This window comes from Ruegeria sp. AM4, from assembly GCF_056540665.1.
Genome location: NZ_JBQFXD010000008.1, coordinates 145024 through 167275, shown reverse-complemented (window position 1 = coordinate 167275; position 22252 = coordinate 145024). Strand labels below are relative to the sequence as shown.

At 57.8% G+C, this 22252-nt stretch carries 22 protein-coding genes; 11 read left to right on the top strand and 11 right to left on the bottom strand.

The annotated features are described in order from the left end of the window. The first annotated feature begins 68 nt into the window (after nucleotides 1-68). Both ACR0JA_RS15835 and ACR0JA_RS15830 read left to right on the top strand, forming a co-directional pair. The gene (locus ACR0JA_RS15835; RefSeq protein ID WP_480576824.1) at nucleotides 69-704 is read left to right on the top strand and encodes a GntR family transcriptional regulator; all 636 of its coding nucleotides are present in this window, start codon (nucleotides 69-71) and stop codon (nucleotides 702-704) included. 2 nt (nucleotides 705-706) lie between these two features. Then, nucleotides 707-1765: an ABC transporter ATP-binding protein gene (locus ACR0JA_RS15830; RefSeq protein ID WP_480576821.1), complete on the top strand. Its 1059-nt coding sequence runs from the start codon at nucleotides 707-709 to the stop codon at nucleotides 1763-1765. Between the two features lie 82 nt (nucleotides 1766-1847). On the opposite strand, the gene ACR0JA_RS15825 is transcribed toward ACR0JA_RS15830, so the two are convergent. The 4 genes from ACR0JA_RS15825 to ACR0JA_RS15810 form a co-directional block, all read right to left on the bottom strand. Then, a complete protein-coding gene (locus ACR0JA_RS15825; RefSeq protein ID WP_480576818.1) occupies nucleotides 1848-2855 on the bottom strand; it encodes a zinc-binding alcohol dehydrogenase family protein in 1008 nt (335 codons plus the stop codon). Next, nucleotides 2855-3643, bottom strand: a complete 789-nt coding sequence (locus ACR0JA_RS15820) for an ATP-binding cassette domain-containing protein (RefSeq protein ID WP_480576815.1) — start codon at nucleotides 3641-3643, stop codon at nucleotides 2855-2857. The genes ACR0JA_RS15825 and ACR0JA_RS15820 overlap by 1 nt, the downstream gene beginning before the upstream one ends. A 62-nt stretch (nucleotides 3644-3705) precedes the next feature. Next, nucleotides 3706-4647, bottom strand: a complete 942-nt coding sequence (locus ACR0JA_RS15815) for a substrate-binding domain-containing protein (RefSeq protein ID WP_480576812.1) — start codon at nucleotides 4645-4647, stop codon at nucleotides 3706-3708. Nucleotides 4648-4682: 35 nt separating this feature from the next. Beyond that, nucleotides 4683-5705, bottom strand: a complete 1023-nt coding sequence (locus tag ACR0JA_RS15810) for an ABC transporter permease (RefSeq protein ID WP_480576809.1) — start codon at nucleotides 5703-5705, stop codon at nucleotides 4683-4685. 160 nt (nucleotides 5706-5865) lie between these two features. Between ACR0JA_RS15810 and ACR0JA_RS15805 the strand changes: the two genes are divergently transcribed. Further along, nucleotides 5866-6768, top strand: a complete 903-nt coding sequence (locus ACR0JA_RS15805) for a GntR family transcriptional regulator (RefSeq protein WP_480576806.1) — start codon at nucleotides 5866-5868, stop codon at nucleotides 6766-6768. 7 nt (nucleotides 6769-6775) lie between these two features. On the opposite strand, the gene ACR0JA_RS15800 is transcribed toward ACR0JA_RS15805, so the two are convergent. Beyond that, entirely contained in the window at nucleotides 6776-7747 is a 972-nt protein-coding gene (locus ACR0JA_RS15800) for an aldo/keto reductase (protein ID WP_480576803.1), read from the bottom strand. Nucleotides 7748-7768: 21 nt separating this feature from the next. Further along, nucleotides 7769-8875, bottom strand: a complete 1107-nt coding sequence (locus ACR0JA_RS15795) for a mannitol dehydrogenase family protein (RefSeq protein ID WP_480576800.1) — start codon at nucleotides 8873-8875, stop codon at nucleotides 7769-7771. A gap of 152 nt (nucleotides 8876-9027) precedes the next feature. On the opposite strand from ACR0JA_RS15795, the gene ACR0JA_RS15790 reads away from it, so the two are divergent. Continuing rightward, nucleotides 9028-9933 (top strand): sugar kinase, encoded by a 906-nt coding sequence (locus ACR0JA_RS15790; RefSeq protein ID WP_480576797.1) that lies wholly within the window; start codon nucleotides 9028-9030, stop codon nucleotides 9931-9933. Between the two features lie 4 nt (nucleotides 9934-9937). Further along, nucleotides 9938-10270, top strand: a complete 333-nt coding sequence (locus ACR0JA_RS15785) for an L-rhamnose mutarotase (protein WP_480576794.1) — start codon at nucleotides 9938-9940, stop codon at nucleotides 10268-10270. 57 nt (nucleotides 10271-10327) lie between these two features. Here the strand turns inward: ACR0JA_RS15785 and ACR0JA_RS15780 are convergent, their stop codons facing one another. The 4 genes from ACR0JA_RS15780 to ACR0JA_RS15765 are packed head-to-tail and all read right to left on the bottom strand — an operon-like array spanning nucleotide 10328 to nucleotide 15331. Further along, on the bottom strand, nucleotides 10328-12109 hold the full coding sequence (locus ACR0JA_RS15780) for an IlvD/Edd family dehydratase (RefSeq protein ID WP_480576790.1): 1782 nt from the start codon (nucleotides 12107-12109) through the stop codon (nucleotides 10328-10330). A 1-nt stretch (nucleotide 12110) separates the two neighbouring features. Then, nucleotides 12111-13220: a Gfo/Idh/MocA family protein gene (locus ACR0JA_RS15775; protein WP_480576787.1), complete on the bottom strand. Its 1110-nt coding sequence runs from the start codon at nucleotides 13218-13220 to the stop codon at nucleotides 12111-12113. Continuing rightward, nucleotides 13217-14272 carry a sugar phosphate isomerase/epimerase family protein gene (locus tag ACR0JA_RS15770; RefSeq protein WP_480576784.1) on the bottom strand — a complete coding sequence of 352 codons (1056 nt, stop codon included), beginning with the start codon at nucleotides 14270-14272 and terminating at the stop codon, nucleotides 13217-13219. The genes ACR0JA_RS15775 and ACR0JA_RS15770 overlap by 4 nt, the downstream gene beginning before the upstream one ends. Nucleotides 14273-14296: 24 nt before the next feature. Then, complete coding sequence (locus ACR0JA_RS15765) at nucleotides 14297-15331, bottom strand: LacI family transcriptional regulator (protein ID WP_480576781.1); 1035 nt, start codon at nucleotides 15329-15331, stop codon at nucleotides 14297-14299. 146 nt (nucleotides 15332-15477) lie between these two features. Between ACR0JA_RS15765 and ACR0JA_RS15760 the strand changes: the two genes are divergently transcribed. Genes ACR0JA_RS15760 through ACR0JA_RS15735 form a run of 6 tightly spaced genes read left to right on the top strand, consistent with a single transcriptional unit; the run spans nucleotide 15478 to nucleotide 21604 of the window. After that, nucleotides 15478-16707, top strand: coding sequence for an ABC transporter substrate-binding protein (locus ACR0JA_RS15760; protein WP_480576777.1), 1230 nt, complete (start codon nucleotides 15478-15480; stop codon nucleotides 16705-16707). A gap of 58 nt (nucleotides 16708-16765) precedes the next feature. Then, nucleotides 16766-17689, top strand: coding sequence for a carbohydrate ABC transporter permease (locus tag ACR0JA_RS15755; RefSeq protein WP_480576774.1), 924 nt, complete (start codon nucleotides 16766-16768; stop codon nucleotides 17687-17689). After that, on the top strand, nucleotides 17682-18599 hold the full coding sequence (locus ACR0JA_RS15750) for a carbohydrate ABC transporter permease (protein ID WP_170780559.1): 918 nt from the start codon (nucleotides 17682-17684) through the stop codon (nucleotides 18597-18599). The genes ACR0JA_RS15755 and ACR0JA_RS15750 overlap by 8 nt, the downstream gene beginning before the upstream one ends. A gap of 4 nt (nucleotides 18600-18603) precedes the next feature. After that, complete coding sequence (locus ACR0JA_RS15745; protein WP_480576770.1) at nucleotides 18604-19692, top strand: ABC transporter ATP-binding protein; 1089 nt, start codon at nucleotides 18604-18606, stop codon at nucleotides 19690-19692. Nucleotides 19693-19717: 25 nt separating this feature from the next. Then, on the top strand, nucleotides 19718-20461 hold the full coding sequence (locus ACR0JA_RS15740; protein WP_480576768.1) for a sugar phosphate isomerase/epimerase family protein: 744 nt from the start codon (nucleotides 19718-19720) through the stop codon (nucleotides 20459-20461). Nucleotides 20462-20470: 9 nt separating this feature from the next. Next, entirely contained in the window at nucleotides 20471-21604 is a 1134-nt protein-coding gene (locus tag ACR0JA_RS15735) for a Gfo/Idh/MocA family protein (protein ID WP_480576765.1), read from the top strand. A gap of 43 nt (nucleotides 21605-21647) precedes the next feature. On the opposite strand, the gene ACR0JA_RS15730 is transcribed toward ACR0JA_RS15735, so the two are convergent. After that, on the bottom strand, nucleotides 21648-22145 hold the full coding sequence (locus ACR0JA_RS15730; RefSeq protein WP_480576762.1) for a MarR family winged helix-turn-helix transcriptional regulator: 498 nt from the start codon (nucleotides 22143-22145) through the stop codon (nucleotides 21648-21650). Nucleotides 22146-22252: the final 107 nt, after the last annotated feature.

Here is a 22252-nt window from a genome sequence, read left to right as displayed (position 1 = left end):
GCCCCTAACGGGGTGACATTCGCGGCCGATTCCGGCCGCAAAGTGATGAGCGTAACAGTCAGGACCACATGACCCGAGCTTCCGCATATCAACAATTTCGCGACCGGCTTTTGACCGGTGAATTGCAGCCCGGCCAGTTCGTCACCCAGAAAGAACTGGCTCAACTGGCGGGTGTACCCATCGGGACCGCCCGCGAGGCGATCCAGAAACTGGAACACGAAGCGTTGCTGAAGGTTCACCCCCAGCGCGGCATTCAGGTTGCAGATGTCACCACAAAGTTCATCCGCGAGGCATATGGGCTGCGCGAAGCATTGGAGCTGCAGGGCGTTCGTAACTTTGCCAGAGGCGGCTTTTCGGTCGAGATCGACATGTTGCTGAGCGCAACTCAGACGGTGCTTGAGGAATCGCGCGCAACACCGAATCCGGACACGCTGGAGCGGGCAGTCGAAGTGGACTGGGACATGCATGACCGCATCATCGCCAGCCTGAACAACGATCTTCTGGACGAGACCTATCAGATCAACGCCACTCGGCTGCGACTGATCAAGGTCAGCAACCGGTTTTCACCCGACCGCGCCCTTACGGCGCTGGCCGAACATCTCGAAATTCTGGAACTGTGCAAGGCTGGGGATGCCGAAGGTGCAGCCGCCACTTTGGCGCGCCACATCCACACCGCCATGAACCGCGCCCTACAAGGACAATAGGTATGTCAGACATTGCAATCTCATCCGCCGTCAAGAAATACGGCAATGTGCAAGTATTGCACGGGATCGACGTTGATATTCAGGACGGCGAGTTTGTCGTTCTGGTCGGTCCGTCAGGGTGCGGTAAATCCACTCTGCTGCGCATGATCGCAGGGCTCGAGAACATCTCGGATGGCGAAATTGCCATTGATGGCGAGGTGGTCAATGATCTGCGCCCCAAGGAACGGGGCATCGCGATGGTGTTCCAGAACTATGCCCTGTATCCGCATATGACCGTGGCCGAGAATATGGGATTTGCCCTGCGGCTGTCCAAGATCAGCAAGGATGAGATAGACGAAAAGGTCCGCGAAGCTGCCGATATTCTGGACCTGACACACTTGCTTGACCGGTATCCGCGACAATTGTCCGGCGGTCAGCGGCAGCGCGTAGCCATGGGCCGTGCCATCGTTCGCGACCCTTCGGTGTTCTTGTTTGACGAGCCGCTGTCCAACCTCGATGCCAAGCTGCGCGTCAAGATGCGAACCGAAATCAAAGCGCTGCATCAAAAGCTGAAATCGACCATCGTCTATGTCACGCACGACCAGATCGAGGCGATGACCATGGCAGACAAGATCGTTGTGCTGGAGGGTGGAAATGTTTCTCAGGTCGGGTCCCCGCTTGATCTTTATGACAACCCGACCAATCGGTTTGTGGCGACATTCATTGGCTCGCCGTCGATGAATCTGCTGCCCGCTGTTGCGCAAGACGACGCCTCGCTTGTTCTAGAAAACGGTCAAGCCGTTACCGTATCCCACAACCTGGCTTCCGAACGGGCTGTTGAATACGGCATTCGCCCCGAACACCTGCATCTGGGTCGCGAAGGCGAGGGCATCGCCGCCGAGGTCATGGTGGTCGAACCGACAGGGTCGGAAACCCATGTGATCTGTTCCGTCAACGGCACCGAGTTGGTCGCAGCCCTGCGCGATCGGGTGTCTTATGAACCCGGTGATACGATCTGGCTGGTGCCGGACGCATCCAAAGCCCATTTGTTCTGCAAGGAAAGCGGGCAGGTTCTGCACTGAACCCTGTCCGCAAGCGCCAGACAAAAAAGAACGCCCGATCCGAAAGGACCGGGCGTTTTCATACGTTGTGCAATCGTAAGGATTACGGGAGGGCAACCGCCTTGATCAGACCTTCTCGGTCTTCGGCCAGGGCTTTGAAGCGGTTCGGAAGGTCTTTCAAAGCCACTGCTTCCGAACACAACGCATCCGTGTCGATCAGACCGTCGCGCATCGCGCGCATCACCTGATCGAAATCTGATTTCAGGGCGTTCCGACTGCCGATGATCCGGCTTTCACGCTTGTGAAATTCGGCATCCTCAAAGGTGATGTCATCCTTGACCACACTGATCAGAACATAGCTGCTGCCATGAGCCAGCAATTCGAACCCGTCTTCGATCGCACGTGCGTTGCCCGTTGCGTCAAAGATGATGTCAAACCCATCGGTCAGAGCACCGCTCAGAATATCGTCGCCAGGCTGGTGCAGGTCATGAAACCCGAATTTGTCGCGCGCCTGGTTCAAACGCGCGGCACTGAGGTCCAGCAGATGCACCTCGGCCGCGGCCAATCGCGCGAACAGCGCGGCACCCAGTCCGATCGGCCCGGCTCCGGTCACAAGGACGCGGTCGCCCTGCGCTATGTCCGACCGGTTCACAGCATGTGCCCCGATAGCAAGAAACTCGACCATTGCAGCCTGAACCTCGGTCAGGCCGTGAGCCGGATACAGGTTTGCGACCGGAACCGCGATACGGGAACACAGGCCCCCGTCCCGGTGGACGCCCAGCACCTCGATATTTGTGCAGCAATTGGGTTTGCCCTTGTGACAGGCCCGGCATTCGCCGCACGAGACATAGGGGTTGATCACGACCAGAGACCCGGCTGGCAGACGCGGCAGATCCGAGCAGGTACGCGCTGACAGCTCATGCCCGATCACGCGCGGGTAATTCAGAAAGGGGTGCTTGCCCTCATAGATATGGTAGTCGGTCCCGCAGATGCCAACGGCACAGATGTCGACCAGAACCCAGCCTTCGGGCGCGGTTTCCGGACGGGGATAGCTGCGCAGTTCGAACTGGCCAGGCGCAACACAGGTGCCGCTGGTCTGCATATCTTTCATTATGCCAACTCCAGATTGCGCGGCGTCCAGTTGTCCGGCAGATCGCCCTTGATGATCAGGCTCAGCACGTCGTCTTTCGAAACCTCTTCGATCGGGTGCGATCCAACGTTGCGGCCCTTGTTCATCACCATGATCCGGTCGCACAGTTCGAACACGTCATGCATGTCATGACTGACCAGAAAGATCCCGATCCCCTGCGCCTTGAGTTTGCGGATCAGATCCGCAACCATCGCGGTCTCTGACGGGCCAAGCGCCGCCGTCGGTTCATCCATGATCAGAATCTTGACGTCGAAATAGATCGCGCGGGCGATGGCAATGACCTGGCGTTGGCCACCAGACAGGCTGGATACCGGGTCGGTCAAGTTGGTGAAATTCGGGTTCAGCGTATGCAGAACCTTGCGCGCTTCTTCCAGCATCCGTTTGTCGTCGAGATTGCCGAAACGGGTTTTCAGCTCGCGCCCGAGAAACAGATTCGATGGCGCGTCCAGATGATCGGCCAGAGCCAGCGTCTGGTAGATCGTCTCGATACCCAGATCGCGCGCATCATGGGGAGAAGTGATATCGGCGTCCTTGCCGCGTACACGGATCTGCCCGCCATTTGGATCCATCGCACCCGAGAGAATGCGCATCAGGCAAGACTTTCCTGCGCCATTATGGCCCAGCACGCCAACCACTTCACCCGGATACAGGTCGGCAGAAACACCATTGACGGCGCGCACGCCACCAAAGTGTTTTTCAATATTGATCATCTCGACCAATGGCGTTTGACCGGTGGCGGGCTGGGGCATGTCAGGCTCCGAAAAAGAAGAAAACAGCCGGCCCCGAGCAGAGGGCCGACTGACTTGGGAGTTTAGTACAGAACGTTCTGCGCTTCGGGCGCGTCGATATTGTCCTTGGTTACAAGCACGACACCAGTGTCGATATAACCGTCGACCTTGTCACCCGCGAGGATGTCCATGACCGCCTTGACGCCCAGTTCGCCCATCTGGAACGAGCCTTGAACAGCGGTGGCCTCCAGCGTGCCGCTGCGAACAAAATCCTGCAAGTCGCCATTGCCGTCAAAGCCAAAGGCCGCCAATTGCCCAGCCTTGCCCGCTTGTTCCAGCGCACGACCCATGCCGATGGCGGTGGGTTCATTGGCACCGAAAATGCCGACCAGATCGTCATTGGCCGCCAAAATATCGGTGGTCTGGTTCAGCGCGGTCGCCATTTGCGATTGCGAATAGAACGGTCCGACCACTTCGAGGTTCGAATTCGCACCCAGTTCCTCAACGAAACAGCCGACGCGACCAATCTCGGAGCCCACACCCGCGACATAGGACATCACGGCAACTTTGCCGTCCTTGCCAACCTTGTCGATCATCTGGCTTGCAATCATCTTGCCCGCCGCGCAGTTGTCGGTCGACAAGAAGGCCTGATAGGTGCCTTCAGCGTCCTCGGAAAGGCCCGAGTCGATGATGACGACCGGGATGCCCGCCTCGTAGGCACGTTTAACGGCGGGGGTCAGCGCGTCAGGGTCCGAGGGGGCCAGAACGATACCCGCGACGCCGCGATTGATAGCGTTTTCAACAAGGTTCACCTGATCGGCGATGGCAGATTCCGCCGCAGGGCCGTTAAACGAGAATGTATGTTCGCTTTGGCCTTCCATGCCTGCAGCAGCGCCCTTGTTGACGTTTTGCCAGAAGTTCGAGTTGGTGGTCTTTACGATCACCGCGATCTCTCCGGCGATACTGGCCGCTGGGATCATGGCGATGGTGGTTGCCGCCAATGCGGCCTTGAGCGTCAGTTTCATTGTATCCTCCCTATGAAGACTGAGTTCGAGTTCTGTCAGCGTCGGTTGCGTAGTTGGTCCACGTAGACCGCCAGAATGACGACGCAGCCGATGATGATTTGTTGGATAAAGGCCGAGACCCCGGCCATGTTGAGCCCGTTGCGCAGCACACCGATGATGAATGCGCCCAGCATCGTGCCCGAGATGTTGCCGACACCACCCATCAGGGACGCGCCACCTATGACCGCCGCCGCGATGGCGTCCAGTTCGTACATTACGCCTTCGTTGGGCTGTGCCGTGACCAGCCGCGACATCAACACAATGCCCGCCAGACCAGCCAGCGCGCCGGATAGTGCATAGGCGGTGATCTTGGTGCGGTCGACCTCAACGCCAGCCAGTCGCGCGGCCTCTTCGTTCGACCCGGTGGCATAGATGTGGCGGCCCAGACGGCGGCGGCGCAGCAGATAGCCGCCTGCCAGCGCCACTACGACCAACAGGATTGCTGGATAGGGAATGCCTGGGAAGATCACGCGCGGAAACCCGTTGGCCCCTTCTTCGACAATGCGAAACAAGGCCCCGTTACCCAGAACACCAAAGGCTTCGCCCAGACGCGAGATCGGGGCCGCACCGGTAAGTTGCAACGCGATGCCGCGCGCGATCAGCATCATGCCCAGCGTCGCGACAAAAGGGGTGATCCGCATCTTGGTGATGACCAACCCGTTGACCAGCCCGCAGGCCGCGCCCACAAGAATACCAACCAGCATCGCCGGAACCACTGGCATCCCGGACTTGACCAGCATTCCGGTCACTGTGCCGGACAAAGCCAGCACTGAACCGACACTCAGATCAATGCCGCCGGTGATGATCACCAGCGTCATGCCGATGCCCAGCAGTCCGATCACCGATGTTTGCAGCAATACGGTCAAACCGTTATTTACGGACAGGAACGCCGAATTGCCGAACGCGAAGACAATGATCAGGATCAGCAACGTCAGAAAAGCGGACAGCTTGTGGAACATCTCGGCCGAGATGTTCAGCTGCTTTCCCTTGCTTCGCATTTCGGCAAGTGACAGGCCCATTCTGATCTCCAACAGTGATCGCGATCGGTGGCGCGATTTGGTTTTTAATTATTTAAATCAGTTCACCAGTGGCGAGCCAAATTGTCAATTGTTTTTTATTATTGACGACAAAAATAAAAATCGACAACAATAATAACATCTTAGTAGGAGGCTCCCTGACGTGGCGCGAACTGACGACCGATTTCGAGAGGCTTACAACGTCCTGCTGGATGTGTGCGACACGTTGGAGTCTGGCGACATGTTGCCCTCGGAAACCAATCTTGCCGCAACGCTCGAGGTCAGCAGAACCGTGGTTCGGTCTGCTCTGACGCGAATGGACAACGAGGGTATTATCCGATGGGAGGGGCGATCAAAAACTTTGCTACGCGCACCGCTGCAAAATGACCGTCTGGCCACCCGACAGGAAACCATGTCGCCGGAAGAAATGGAACAACAGTTTCTGGATTGGATCCTGCGTTTCGACGTTGCCCCTGGCACACCATTGAATGTGACCGAACTGGCCCGCAACTGGAATGTTCAGCAGCATGTGCTGCAAGAGTTTCTGGCCTCGCTCAGCCGTTTCGGTCTGGTACAGCGGCGCAAGCGCAGCGGTTGGGAACTGCTGGGCTTTACGACCGATTATGCGGTCGAACTGTCCGACTTCCGTGCGATGCTGGAACTGAACGCCATCGCAAAGTTGTTGTCGATGCCTGAAAATGCCGAGATTTGGGGGCAGCTCAAATCGCTCCGGCGCGATCATCTGGATCTGCGCGAACAGATCGACACACGCTTTCACGACTTCTCGATGCTGGACGAAAAGTTCCACGCCACGTTGGGCGGCGTGGTTAAGAACCGCTTTGCCGCCGAATTCCAGCGCGTGATCTCGCTTATCTTTCACTACCATTATCAATGGGACAAGAAAGACGAACGCGAACGCAACGCAGCCGCCATCACCGAACATTTACGTCTGATCGACGCCTTGCTCGCCCGTGACGAAGCACAGGCGATGGCAGCAGCCAGAGATCATCTGGCCACCTCTAAGCAGACCTTGCTGGCCTCGCTCAGCGCACATGACCTGGCCTAACGCGCCGTCAGACCGGATCGAAAATCTGATCGGCGTCCTCTGGCCAGGCGGTCTTGAGCGCATCCAGATTACGGGTCAGTGACGATGCCTTGGCCGTTCCCAGAAGAACCGACGCCGCTGCGGGGTGACGCAGCGCAAACTGCAATGCCGCCGTTGCAAGAGGCACACCAACGGCGTCTGCCCGGGCCTGCAATGCCGTAACCTTGGCCATGATTTCATCCGAGGCCGGTTTATAGTCAAAATGCGCCCCCTCAACCGGGCCCGTCGCTAGAATGCCCGAATTGAAAATCCCACCCAGAACCAAACTGGTCTGCTGTTCGCGGCACAGCCCGACAAGCTCGTCCTCGCCCTGTCGATCCAGCAGGGTCAGACGACCTGCCAGCAGGATCACGTCGATCGGCGCGTCGCGCATCACGTCGAGGCAGACTTGTGTCTCGTTGACGCCCAAACCATATGCCCCAATTCGACCCGCCTGTTTCAAGGCACGCAACCGGTCGATGCCGCTGTCCATCAGGTCGTCAAAATGCGGCGGGTTCCCGTCTTTGTGGGTATAGGTGCCGATGTCGTGGACAAAGACGATGTCAATATATGAGGTCCCCAATCTTTCGCAGCTCTGCTCGAATGAGGCCTCGATCCCGTCACCCGAATAATCGTAGTGCACGTCATTCGGCAGCGGGTTGATAAACCCGTTAGCCTCGGCCATCGGGTTGCCGGGGGTCAGCACCCGGCCGACCTTTGTCGATATCACGTAGTCCGAGCGCAACCGTCCTTGCAAAAATTTCCCCAACCGCTTCTCTGACAGGCCCCTGCCATAATGTGGCGCGGTATCGAAGTACCGAATTCCGTTGCCCCAAGCGCATTGCAGAACCTGCGTCGCCTCGGCATCGCTGATTTCGCGGTACAGGTTCCCGACGCTTGCACAGCCAAATGACAGCTCTGTCGCATGAACGTTGGTTTGCCCAACTCGATTGATCTTCATCATTGATCCTTTCTTGGCAGGTCATCCGCGCCCTGCGGCGGCGGTCAGGCGGGGCATGTCGGCGGTACAGCCCTGCCCTTGGGCCCACTCGATAAAGGCACCGATCCGGCGCGCTTTCTTTTCGTCATGGTTCTGAGCGATATCTTCCAGCCGGTGATCCAGAAACGGGTTGCTGAACCGGTCAATCGTGGTTCGGAAGTATTCCCGCGCCTGATCGCCCAGACCTGCGGCCTCGAAACCAGGAAGAACCTCTTGCTTATAGAGCGTTTCAAGATCGGCGCGTACGGTGGCGTCCTGCATGACCTCTCGCACCAGTTCAGCCCCCTGCGGGCGGCGTTTCAACCAGCCGTCTACCAGATAGCTATGGCCCAGATTCAAAATGAACAGCTTTTGTTTCTCTATCGGATCAAGATCGGGAACCACCTGAATTGCCGCGTGCTGCGCGGGCAGGATCAGGCCATCGCAATCCTCGATCGCCCACAGGGCGTAGGGTTCGGCCACGGCCCCTGCGGGGTCCAATGGTTCCGATACGATACGATCAACCAGCGCGTTCACAAAGCGCACCTCGCCTACAATCCAGTCAGCGAATTCCATATCCAACGGGCGCGCCAATTCGAGAACCCGCTCACGCAGGGTATCGCCATTTCGGGCCACCAGTTCGGTCGGCATGATTTGGATTGGTCGGCCACCGGCCCGAAACCGCGCGCGCAGTAAATGGGTCAGCTTGGCGGGGTAAGACATGGTTTGCGCAAAATGGCTTAGGTTGTCGTCAGGCAGCGGCACCCAACCCGCGTCACCGGTGTTGGACAGGACGATTTCAGCCTCTTCGACAAACACGCGTTCGACCTCTTGCTGATCGGTTGCGGTGGACAAGGTGCGCGCTATGGCCGAAGCGCGGATTTCATACCGTTGTTCAGCCCCGCCAGCGATACCCTGAACCCGTACCGGATAGCCCTCGGGCGCGGCCAGCGCTGCCAACCGGCGCACCCGTGCCGGATCGCCCGACGATTGCACCACGCAGATCTGCCCCAAAGCCTGGCCCGTTTTCAGGGCCTCGGATATGAACAAATCCGCATGCGCCTGAAGAAAGCGACTGGTGCCAAATTGCAGGATGGGTGTGATTGACATCGCGGTCTCCGATCTTTAATTTCGTATTTTATTATTACGTACAAAATGTCAAGTCTTTGCGATGTTCTGTTTGACACTCAAGCCGAGGAAAGAAATGAATCTGCTAAGAATATGGGTGCACGCCAGAGGTAAAATCGAATGGGCTCAGTAAGATGAACAATCAGATCGTATTTGCAGGCGAGGTAATGGGCGAATTGCGCAGCGATGCCACTGGTTACGCTGTGGGTTTCGCCGGCGACACGTTCAATGCAGCCGTGTATTGCAAACGCGCACTTCAGGATGCAGGCCAGGTATCCTACCTGACGCGCGTTGGGCTGGACCCACTGTCCCAAAGCGCGTTGGATCTGGCCGCGCATGAGCAAATTGACACAAGATTGATGCGACGCGATCCGAACCGCAACATCGGGTTGTATGCGGTCAAGACCGACGCACACGGCGAACGCAGCTTTTTCTATTGGCGCAATCAGTCCGCAGCGCGCGCGATGTTTTCCGACCCGGCTGAGCTGAACGTGTTGGAGCGGGCTGGTATTCTATGCCTTTCTGGCATTTCACTGGCCATTCTGGCCCAGCAACAGCGCGATGCCTTGTTGGGCCGGATCGCTGCGCTTCGCGATGCCGGGAAGCTGCGGCTTTGTTTTGACAGCAATTACCGCCCCGCCCTTTGGGAAGACATCGAAACAGCACGCCAAATCGTGACCCGCGCCTGGTCGCTAACGGATATCGCTCTGCCCTCGGTCGACGATGAAATGGACTTGTTCGGCGACGCCGATGAGGCCGCAGTGCTGACGCGGCTGCGCAGCCTTGGCCTGCGCCACGGTGCCCTCAAACGCTCGGACAAAGGCCCAGCGCCCTTGGACCCGTCGATCGCGGTCACAAGCGCCTTTCCGCGCGCGGAAAAGGTGATCGACACAACCGCGGCAGGCGACAGTTTCAACGGTGGATATCTGGCCGCGCTGATGCAAGGCCAGCCGACTGAGGCCTGTATGGTCGCCGGTCACATGACCGCGCGAAAGGTGGTTGGGAAGCCCGGCGCAATCATCCCAAACGACAAGGACTGACAACATGGTACAGAGAATGGGTAAGGTGATCGGCCTGCGGCCCGAACACATGGCAGAATACAAACGCCTGCACGCAGATGTCTGGCCAGACGTGTTGGCACGCTTGAAGGCATCGAACATCACAAACTACTCGATCTTTCTGCGCGAGCCAGAAAACCTGATGTTCAGCTATTGGGAATATTCAGGCACAGATTTTGACGCCGACAGCGCGGCGATTGCTGCCGATCCGGTCACGCAAGACTGGTGGAAAGTCTGCGGACCGATGCAGGACCCGCTGACAACCCGGGCCGAGGGCGAATGGTGGGCCTCCATGGAGGAAGTGTTTCACCTGGATTGACCGAGCAGAGCTTGTTCCCTGGCAGATCGGGGCTGTCAAACAGACAGCCCCAGATGATCAATGGTTGTCTCGGGGGACTCCCTTCGCGGCAATGTTCTGATACTCAGCAGCACCCTTCAGCAGCATGCCCTCGGACAATGGGCCGACCGCTTTGCGAAACATTTCCTGCCAGGGCGTCTGACTGACGGGGACTGGATAACCGCCCGCATCTTCAATTGCGGTCACGCGTGCGCTGTATTCCTGATCCGAAATCAAAATATCTGCGCTGCGTGCGTTCAGGTCGATCCGCAAGCGGTCTCCGCTTTGCAATATTGCCAATCCGCCGCCATCCGCCGCCTCGGGGGATGCATTCAGGATTGACGCTGATCCGGACGTGCCAGATTGGCGGCCGTCCCCGATACATGGAAGGGCGTGTATCCCTTGTTTGATCAGGTACGACGGCGGACGCATGTTCACAACTTCCGCCGCACCGGGATAGGCTTTGGGACCCGCCCCGCGCATAACCAGAATGTCAGCTGGTGTAATACCCAGATCCGGATTATCGATCCGCGCATGAAAATCCTCGGGACCGTCAAAGACAATCGCGCGACCTTCAAAGGCGTTGGGATCGTCCGGGTTAGACAAATACCGGTCCCGAAACGCGTCGGAAATGACCGAGGTTTTCAGGATCGCGCTGTCAAACAGGTTGCCGGACAGATTCAGAAATCCGGCGCGATCGACAAGCGCCATGTCACGATGGCGGATCACATCGGGGTTGGTTGGCTTGCAGCCCTCATAGATCTGCCGCAGGCTTTGACCATTTGCGCACAGCGTCTCCGGGTGCGGTATCGCGCCGTCCGACAACATTTGCCCCACCAATGCAGGAACACCACCCGCACGGTGAAAATCCTCGCTTAGGTATGACCCGGCCGGTTGCAGGTTGACCAGCAGAGGGACGTTATAGCCGACGCGTTCCCAATCCGCGTTGCTCAGCGTGATGCCAAGATGCGCGGCGATTGCGTTCAGGTGTATCGGTGCGTTGGTCGACCCCCCGAGGGCAGAGCAGATTGCGATCGCGTTTTCGAACGAAGCACGTGTCATGATGTCAGACGGGCGCAGGTTCTCGCGCACCATCTCGACGCACCGTCGTCCGGTTGCGTAGCTGATTTGCCCTCTCTCGCGATAAGGGGCGGGGATCGTCGCAGAACCGGGCAGTTGCATCCCCAGAACTTCGGCCAGAGAATTTAGCGTGCTGGCCGTCCCCATCGTATTGCAATAGCCGACCGAAGGTGCGCTCGAGGCGGCGAGATCCATGAACTGTTGCGCATCAATCTTTCCGGCCGCCAGTAGTTGGCGGGCTTGCCAGATGACCGACCCGGAGCCGGCGCGTTCCCCGTTATGCCAGCCGTTCAGCATCGGACCGACTGAAAGTGCAATCGCAGGAATGTTCACCGCCGCCGCCGCCATCAACAGGGCTGGTGTAGTCTTGTCGCACCCAATCGTCAGCACCACGCCATCAATCGGATAGCCGTGCAAGGTTTCGACAAGGCCCAGATAGGCCAGGTTTCGGTCCAGCATCGCGGTGGGGCGCCGCCCGGTCTCTTGAATCGGGTGGACGGGAAACTCCATCGGTATTCCACCTGCATCCCTGATCCCGTCGCGCACGCGGCTGGCCAGTGTCAGATGATGTCGATTGCACGGGCTCAGATCGCTTCCGGTCTGGGCAATACCGATGATAGGTTTGTCTGACTGAAGCTCTTCCATCGTCAGGCCGTAGTTCAAATAGCGCTCAAGATAGAGCGCCGTCATCTCGGGATCATCGGGATTGTTGAACCACTCACGCGAGCGCAGCTTGGTCATGTCACCGCCCCACCCATGCGCCGTCTTTGGCAGCCGAGGATTGGGCCGCTGCGATATACCACATCCCGTCCAGACCGTCCTGCAAATTCGGGATCAGCGCATTATCAGCGCCCAAGGAAATAACGTCGGCGATGTCATTGTAGAGCGTTGCAAAACCTTCCAAATACCCTTCGGGATGCCCTGGCGGGATGCGGGTCCAGTCCGGGCCGGTTCCAGCCCCACCCCTGGTCAGGATCTGTTTCGGTTCGCCAAAGCGCGTGAAGGTCATGTGGTTGGGGTTCTCCTGTGCCCATTCAAGCCCACCTTTGTCACCATAGATGCGCAGGCGCAGACCGTTTTCGCAGCCCACCGCCACCTGACTGGCCCAAAGCATTCCCCGCGCGCCGCCTTCGTAGCGCAGCAGAATATGTGCGTTGTCGTCCACCTGTCGGCCAGCGCCAAAGCTCTGCAAATCCGCAGACAGCGCCTGAACTTTCAGCCCGGTAACAAAATTGGCCAGATTGAACGCATGGGTGCCGATGTCGCCGATAGCACCAGCGCCGGACTTCGTTGGATCGGTGCGCCAACCGGCCTGCTTGTGCCCGTCCTGTTCCAGCGGTTCGGTCAACCAGTCCTGCGCATATTCCGCCTGTACCAACCTGATTTGTCCCAGATCACCGCGCTCAACCAAGGCGCGGGCCTGCCGGATCAACGGGTAACCCGTGTAGTTGTGGGTCAGAAAGAACCGGGCTTTGCTGGTTTCGACGGCAGCCTTGATCGCATCAGCTTCCTCGCTGCTGGCAGCAAGAGGTTTATCGCAAATCACGTGGATCCCTGCATTCAGGAACGCTGCGCTGGGACCAGCATGCATGTGGTTGGGGGTCACGATGGCAACCGCGTCAATCCCATCTGGGCGCACCGCCTCGGCCTTCGCCATATCCTCGTAAGAGGCATAAGACCGGCCCGACGCGATCCCAAGTTCCGCTGCACTGGCCGCCGCTCGATCTGGATCCGAGGACAGCGCCCCGGCAACCAGTTCAAACCGCCCGTCGATACGGGACGCAATCCGGTGCACGGCACCGATAAAGGCCCCTTGCCCGCCACCAACCATGCCCAGTTTCAAACGTGTCATAGCCCCAGCATTCCCTTGATCATTACCTCATCCCGCTCGCCACCGGCAAAGTCGTCAAAGGCTTTCTGCGTGACCTCGATCAGGTGTTTTTTAATGAATGGCGCGCCCTCGGCCGCGCCTTGTTCGGGGGATTTGATGCAGCATTCCCATTCCAGAACCGCCCAGCTGTCAAAGCCGTATTGGGTCAGTTTCGAAAAGATCCCGGCAAAATCCACCTGGCCGTCGCCAAGCGACCGGAACCGGCCCGCGCGGTTCATCCATCCCTGATAGCCAGAGTACACACCTTGCCGCCCGTCCGGATTAAACTCGGCGTCTTTGACATGAAACGCGTTGATACGGTCATGGTAAAGATCGATGAACGCCAGGCAATCCAACTGCTGCAACAGAAAGTGGCTGGGATCGTAGTTGATCATCGCCGCCTCGTGACCGTCACAGGCATCGACGAACATCTCGAATGTTGCGCCATCGAACACGTCCTCACCCGGATGGATTTCGAACCCGATATCCTGCCCGTGATCGGAATAGTGGTTCAGGATCGGGATCCACCGGCGGCCGAGCTCGGCAAAGGCTTCCTCGATCAGCCCGTCGGGCCGCTGCGGCCACGGGTATAGAAACGGGAACGCCAGAGAGCCGGTGAAACTGACCGTATGCTTGAGGCCCAGCCGTTCGCTGGCAATCGCGGCTTTCTTCATCTGATCCACCGCCCATGCTTGACGCTTGGCCGGGTTGCCGCGGCAGTCTTCCGGCGCAAAGGCATCAAATGCTGCGTCATAGGCTGGGTTTACCGCGACCAATTGGCCTTGCAGATGGGTCGACAGTTCGGTGATCTCGACCCCGGCATCCGCGCAGATGCCTTTGACTTCATCGCAATAGGTCTGGCTGTCAGCGGCCTTGCCCAGGTCAAACAGGCGCGCGTCAAAGGTAGGTATTTGCACCCCTTTGTACCCAAGCCCAGCGGCCCAGGATGCGATTTCAGCAAGTGAGTTGTACGGCGCGTCATCCGCCGCGAATTGCGCCAGAAACAAAGCTGGCCCTTTGATCTGAGTGCCCAAATTGGTCTCCTTGATTGTCGGACGTCAAAGACTGTGAAGCGCGCTTCGGTCGGGCACTTCCAGACATTGCATGGGTGAAATTTCGGGGTTCTGGATTGCCTGTATGGTGGCCTTTGCCAGAAACGCGCCCGTGGTATCGACATTTTCGTGAATGACGATGATTTCCGGGCGCACGAATTGCAGCATGGGTATGGCCTCTTTCGACACGATGTCGAAGTCGCCCCCAACCCGGAAATCCAGGCTTTCCATTCCAGCCACAACCGCCATGGTCGCGTTGGTCGAGGCGCAGATGAACCCGTCTAACTTGGGGTCCGCGGCCATCTTTCGCGTTGCCCATTCACGGGTTTCGAATGTGGTCGCATCGCTGTGCACCTGTTGTGCAACATGCAGGTTCACACCCTGCTTTTCTGCAGCCGCCTTCGCCCCGTTCACCATCTCGAGCGCGTAGTTCTGGTCAAGCGGAGGAGCGACCAGCACAAGATTCCGACGTCCCTTGCGAACAAGTTCATCAACCCCCAGCCGGGCATAGGTGAAATTATCGAAATCGTAATAGGCATGCTGTCCGGCCCATTTGGTACGACCATGGGTGGCAAAGGGAAACTTGCGGTCCATAAGGTATCTTGCGCGCGGGTCCTCGGTCCGGACCTGATTGAAGATAATGCCATCGGCCGTCTGGTTTTCGACGATATAGCGCACCGACTCCATTGGATCATCATCGGGCAGGATCGGAATCACGTTCAGATGGTAAGGGGTCTCGCGAAGGGACACCCCGATCGACGACAACAGGCGCGCCGTGACATTCATCATTTCGCGTTCGGTCGACATCACCAGTGAGATCACATTCGTGCGTCCGGTCCTCAGACCAACGCCAGCGCGATTCGGGACATAACCGAGTTCTTTGGCGATCTGACGAATCCTTTTCTTTGTTGATTCGCTGATATCAGGCGCATCCGCCAACGCGCGCGAAACAGTGGGAACCGCCATTCCACTCACTTCCGAAATGGTCTTGAGAGTCGGCTTCCGAGAGCTTGATCTGGGCGCAGGGCTTTTATTTTTCATCGTTTTCACCTTCGCTTTGCTGAGGCCGATCAGAACTGCAGGGCGGTATCTGATGGCGTCAAATCTATCCAGAAAGAAAACTGTTGCAAGTACAATCTAAAACGTTATAGAAAAATCTACAACGATTTAGTTGGGAGGAAAACGCTATGAAGACCAAAGCCGCTCTGGCAACCACAGCAGCAATTGTTAGCGCTAGCGCGCTGAGTGCTGCCGATCTAGAGGTGACACATTGGTGGACATCCGGAGGTGAAGCGGTTGCAGTTTCGGAATTCGCCAAGGCCGTAAACGAAAAGACGGCGCATAACTGGGTGGACGGCGCGATCGCCGGATCCGGCGGTACGGCGCGTCCAATCATCATCAGTCGCATCCTGGGCGGTGATCCAATGGCAGCGACGCAGCTGAACCATGGCCGTCAGGCGGAAGAACTGATCGAAGCAGGCCTGATGACCGACCTCACCGATCTGGCCGAGGCCGAGGGTTGGAAAGACTTCGTTTATCCTTCGTCCCTGCTAGAGGGCTGCACCTACGAGGGGCGTATTTACTGCGTTCCGGTAAACATTCACTCGACCCAATGGCTGTGGCTCAGCCACGACGCCTTTGAGAAGGCCGGTATTGACGTGCCAAAGGACTGGTTCGAATTCGTCGCCGCCGCACCCAAGCTGGAAGAAGCCGGATTGGTGCCGATGGCACAGGGGCAACAAGGCTGGCAGCAGGCGATCGCGTTCGGCGCATTGTCCATCAGCGTGGTCGGGATCGACACCTGGAGCAAAGTTGTCGTCGAAAAGGATGCCGACGTAGCTGGCGGACCGGAATATGCCAAGGTGTTCCAGGCTTCGGCTGATGCCCGCGAACTGGCGCGCAACAGCAACGTGCAGGACTGGAATCTAGCCACCAACATGGTGATCACCGGCAAAGCAGGTGGACAGATCATGGGCGACTGGGCTCAGGGTGAGTTTGCCGTAGCTGGTCAAGTGGCCGGCGAAGACTACACCTGCCTGCCAGGTCTGGGCTTAAACCAGGTCATCGACACCGGTGGCGACGCATTCTATTTCCCCGTCGTAGACGACCCTGATGTCAAGGCCGCGCAGCTTGAGATGGCCTCGATCCTGATCTCAAAAGAGGCACAGGTCGCCTTCAACCTGGCAAAAGGTTCGCTGCCTGTCCGTGGTGACATTGATCTGTCGACCGCAAATGACTGTATGCAGAAGGGCCTTGCGATCCTGGCAGCGGGCGGCGTGTTGCCCAATGCGGACCAAACCCTGTCCGCTGACACTCAGACCCAGATCAAGGATCTGATGGCCGAGTTCTGGGCTTCGGACATGACCGCCGAAGATGCACAGGCCCGGTACGCGTCGATTATCGCGTCTGCCGACTGAGCCTGACATGTCGGGGCGCGCCTCTCCCCCCGCGCCCCGACCCTTAACGGGGTTTCCTATGACACTTGCAGATACCGCACGCGTATCCGACAACCCGGTACGCCGTCCAAAACAGCTGTTTCGCAACCTAAGCGCCAAATTCGCCTCGATCCCGATGATCCTCACGGCACTGGTGGTGTTTGTCGGCGGCACGGCGTGGACAGTCGCACATTCCTTCACCAAGTCTCGCCTGCTGCCAAAGTGGGACTTTGTTGGGCTGGATCAATATGAACGGCTCTGGAACAGCAACCGCTGGATCATTTCGGTCGAAAACCTATTGATCTATGGTCTCTGCTCGCTGGTACTGACCATGGTCCTGGGTTTTACCCTCGCGGCCCTTCTGGATCGCAAAATCCGGTTCGAGGGCGCGTTTCGCACCATCTTTCTATACCCTTTCGCCCTGTCCTTCATCGTTACCGGCCTCGCCTGGCAATGGATCCTGAACCCCGATTTCGGCATTCAGGGCGTTGTGCGCAACATGGGTTGGGAAAGCTTTACTTTCGACCCGCTCAACAATCCGGATATCGTTATCTTCGGCATCCTGATCGCAGGTCTCTGGCAGGGTACGGGCTTTGTGATGGTCATCATGCTGGCCGGTCTGCGCGGCATTGACGAAGACATCTGGAAAGCCGCCCGAGTCGACGGCATCGGCATCACCAAAACCTATGTCCGCGTGATCATCCCAATGATGCGCCCTGTATTCGTGACCGCCTTGGTCATCATCGCCAGCGGAATCATCAAGCTTTACGATCTTGTGGTCGCGCAGACCAATGGCGGCCCGGGCATCGCATCCGAAGTCCCCGCCAAATACGTCATCAACTACATGTTCGAAGCGCAGAACCTCGCGCAAGGCTTTGCTGCCTCAACCATGATGTTGCTGTCGGTCATCATCGTGCTGGTCCCGTGGGCTTACCTGGAATTCGGAGGAAAGAAACGTGGTTGATGCGACATCCCAAACCGCTGGACGGATTCTGGAAGGCCCTCGCGGAAGCAAGCCGAAATCGCGTCTCTCGCGCCGCAACATATTCCTCTATGGCACTTTGCTGCTGGTTTCGATTTACTACCTGCTGCCGCTTTACGTGATGATCGTCACCTCGCTGAAGGGGATGCCGGAAATCCGTCTGGGCAATATCTTTGCGCCACCTGTCGAAATCACCTTCGAGCCCTGGGTAAAAGCCTGGGCAGAGGCCTGCACGGGCATCAACTGCGATGGCCTGAGCCGGGGGTTCGGAAATTCGGTGAAGATCCTGATCCCATCGCTTATCCTGTCCATTTCGATTGCCAGCGTGAACGGCTACGCGCTTGCGAATTGGCGGTTCAAAGGGTCCGAGGTTTTCTTTACCATCCTGATCATCGGGGCCTTCATTCCCTATCAGACCATGCTCTATCCCATCGTGATCATCCTGCGTGAGATCGGGTTGATGGGTTCGCTCTGGGGACTGGTTCTGGTGCACACGGTGTTTGGGATGCCGATCCTGACCCTGCTGTTCCGAAACTACTTCACCTCGCTGCCGGAAGAGCTGTTCAAGGCCGCCCGCGTCGACGGTGCCGGGTTCTGGGGCGTCTATTTCCGGGTTATGCTGCCCATGTCGATCCCGATTTTCGTGGTCGCGATGATCCTGCAGGTCACCGGCATCTGGAACGACTTCCTGTTCGGCGTGATTTACACCAAGCCCGAAACCTATCCGATGACGGTGCAGCTGAACAACATCGTGAACTCGGTCCAGGGCATCAAAGAATACAACGTCAACATGGCCGCAACGCTACTGACCGGCCTTGTCCCTCTCGTCATCTACTTTGTCTCCGGCAAACTCTTTGTGCGCGGTATCGCCGCCGGTGCTGTGAAAGGTTGACCCAATGAACATCCATTCCCATTCCGTCGAAGTCCGCGATCTGGACCTGCACTTTGGCGAAGTCAAAGTTCTGCAAGAGCTGAACATCGACATCCATGAAGGCGAGTTTCTGGTGCTGCTGGGGTCGTCCGGGTGTGGCAAATCCACCCTGCTGAACTGTATCGCCGGGCTGCTGGACGTGACCGACGGGCAGATCTTCATCAAAGGTCAGAACGTAACCTGGAAGGAGCCTTCAGACCGTGGCATCGGCATGGTGTTCCAGTCTTATGCGCTGTACCCGCAGATGACTGTCGAAGGGAACCTGTCCTTCGGCCTCAAGAATGCGCGCGTTCCCAGAGATGAGATCGCCAAGCGCGTGGCGCGGGCTGCCGAAATATTGCAGATCGAACCTTTGCTCAAACGCAAGCCGGGCGCATTGTCCGGCGGTCAGCGTCAGCGCGTCGCCATCGGCCGGGCACTGGTGCGTGATGTCGATGTGTTCCTGTTTGACGAGCCGCTCTCGAACCTTGACGCCAAGCTGCGCACCGATCTGCGGGTTGAACTCAAACGCCTGCATCAGCAGCTCAAGAACACCATGATCTATGTGACGCATGATCAGGTCGAGGCGATGACCCTTGCGGACCGGATTGCCATCATGAAGGGCGGTAAAATCATGCAGTTGGGCAGCCCGGATGAGATCTACAACCGGCCCCAGAACATCTATGTCGCAGGTTTCATCGGCAGCCCGGCAATGAACATGATCGAAGGCCGCATCGACAATGGCCATTTCGCCGCCCAGGACCTTTCGCTGCCGCTGGACGGCTACGAATTCGAAAGAACAGGCCACCAAGCCGGACCTGTTGTCATCGGTATTCGCCCCGAACATGTACTGACCGGCGACGCGGTTGAGACAGCTGCGGCACAGGCAGAGGTCGAAGTTCAGATCGTCGAGAAACTGGGTTCGGACACTCTGGTGCACTCCACCCTTGGGTCACACAATCTAAGGTTCCGCATGGACGGGCTTAGCCGCGTGGCCGAGGGCGACCGCCTGCGAATTGGTTTCGATACTTCACGCGCTTCGCTGTTTGATGCCGCGACTGAGACGCGACTGTAACCCGCGTCAGATGAAAGGACATATCATGCCTGCTATTTCATATCAGCTTTACGGTTCGCGAAACTGGCCGCTGCTGGACACGCTCGCCATGCTTTACGCAACCGGATTTAACGAGGTCGAAGGATATGGTGCCCTGTTCGCCCAGGCACCTTCGCTCACGGAAGACCTCGCAACGGCGGGGCTGAGAATGCCCACATTGCACTACGGCCTCGCCGACCTTGAACGCGACCCGGATGCTGCGATTGATCTTGCCCGGGCTGTCGGAGCCGAAGCGGTGTTCGCACCATTTCTGGACGCCAAAGACCGTCCGACGGATCGCACCGGTTGGGAAGTATTTGCCGAACGTCTGGTAGCAGCTGGCAAACCGCTGCAGGAGGCCGGGCTGATCTTCGGTTGGCATAATCACGATTTCGAACTGGTTGATCTGGGTGGTGGCGTAACGCCTCTGGACATCATCGCCGGCGCCTCGCCCGATCTGAAACTCGAGCTTGATCTCGGCTGGGTCGTGCGCGCCGGGTTGGACCCGGTACACCTCATCCGAACCTACGGCGATCAGATACATTCGGCCCATATCAAGGACCTGGCGCCGCAGGGCGATTGTGTTGACGAAGACGGTTGGGCCGATGTGGGTTATGGGGTCATGGACTGGACCGCGATCCACGACGCGCTTCAGGACGCCGGCGTCTCTCGTTATGTCATCGAACACGACAACCCCAATGACCACCACCGTTTCGCGTCGCGTTCGCTGGCAACCGTACAAGCCCTTTGAGGATATTTCATGAGCACTCTTGGCGTCGGCATCATCGGATGCGGCAGCATCTCTACTACGTACCTAAAATTTGCGCCCCTTTTCAAAGGGCTGGAAGTCCGCGCGGTCGCGGACATCAATATGAGCGCGGCGCAGTCCCGGGCCGACGAGTATGATATCCGCGCCGAGGCGGTAGATGACCTGCTGGCCGCGGGCAACATCGACGTTGTCGTCAATCTGACCATCCCCGAGGCCCATTTCGACCTGACCAAGCGTATTCTCGAGGCTGGAAAGCACGCCTATTCAGAAAAACCTCTGGTCCTGACATTGGATCAGGGCAAAGCCCTGCGGGATCTGGCCGAAAGCAAAGGGCTACGCGTGGGCTCGGCACCGGACACGTTTCTGGGTGGTGCGCACCAGCAAGCGCGCGCGGTCATCGATGACGGCCAGATCGGTCGCGTGATCGGCGGAACCTGCCACGTGATGTCACGCGGCATGGAGCATTGGCACCCCAATCCGGACTTCTTTTTCCAACCGGGCGCAGGGCCGATCCTTGATCTCGGTCCATACTACATCACCAATCTGATCCAGCTGATCGGTCCGGTTAAGGCCGTCTGCGCCATGACCGCCGCAAGTTTCCCCACGCGTACAATCGGCAATGGCGCCCGCGAAGGCGAAGAGATCCCGGTCAATACGCCAACCAATATCCACGCGCTTCTTGAATTCGAAAACGGCGCCATCGTAACCTTGGGGGCCAGTTGGGACATCCGCGCTCATACGCATCCAAATATGGAACTATACGGCACCGAGGGCACAATGCAGGTGCCCGACCCAAACTTCTTTGGCGGAGACGTGATGGTTTCCGATCAAGCTGGCGACCTGCATCCTTTGCCTGGCTCAGAGCATCCATTTGGCGTTCCGAACGAAATTCACGGCGAAGACACGCAGCAGGCAAACTATCGCACCGCTGGATTGGCAGACATGGTGCAAGCCATTTCCGAAGAGCGGCCCCACCGCTGCAATATCGATCTGGCCGTACATGCAGTTGATGTCATGACGTCGATACTGGACGCCGGGGAAGGTCGGCGCTGGGTCGAAATGACAACCACTTGCGAAAAACCGCGCCCGCTCACCTCTGCAGATGCACGCGATCTGTTGAAGTGAATGCTACGCTTTTGATGCTCTCGAGCAGGCGCGTCGCCAAGTCTCAATCAAAATCCAGAACATCCAACGCTGATCGCTTGGGGGCGCGGCTATCCTTATCAAGCTTTTGGTGAAGCTTTTCGAAAGCAGAAACGATTCCCAAAAGTTCCAGTTTCGAAAATGGGGAAAGTAGATCTTCTTCAAGGTCCAGCGCGATAGCCGAGATCTTTCGGTACACTTCCAACCCTCTGGGGGTAAGGGATATTTCCAGAAGCCGTCTGTCTTCTTCGCTGGACTCGCGGTTCAGGAGTCCAGAGGAAACAAGCTTTCTAACTGCACGGCTGACGGTTGGTTTGTCTAAATTAACGCAATTGTGGATTTCACGAACAGAGACTCTGTCGCAACGCGCAACATGTGCGACGACCCGCCATTCAGATGCATTCAGGTCGAATTCATCCCGGTAATCTGCCAACAGTCGTCTGCTAATGCGCGATGCAAGAACTGAAATTTGGTAGGGGAAGAACTGCGCAAGTTCCAGTTCCCTGTCTTTAATTTCAGTCATCTCTACCCCCTATTTTCTACGTTCCTGACCAGAACTCGAAAATCATTGCGTTGCCAACGACTATTTAAACATGTCCACTAGCCTAATCCAGTCTAGATTGCCCTTCA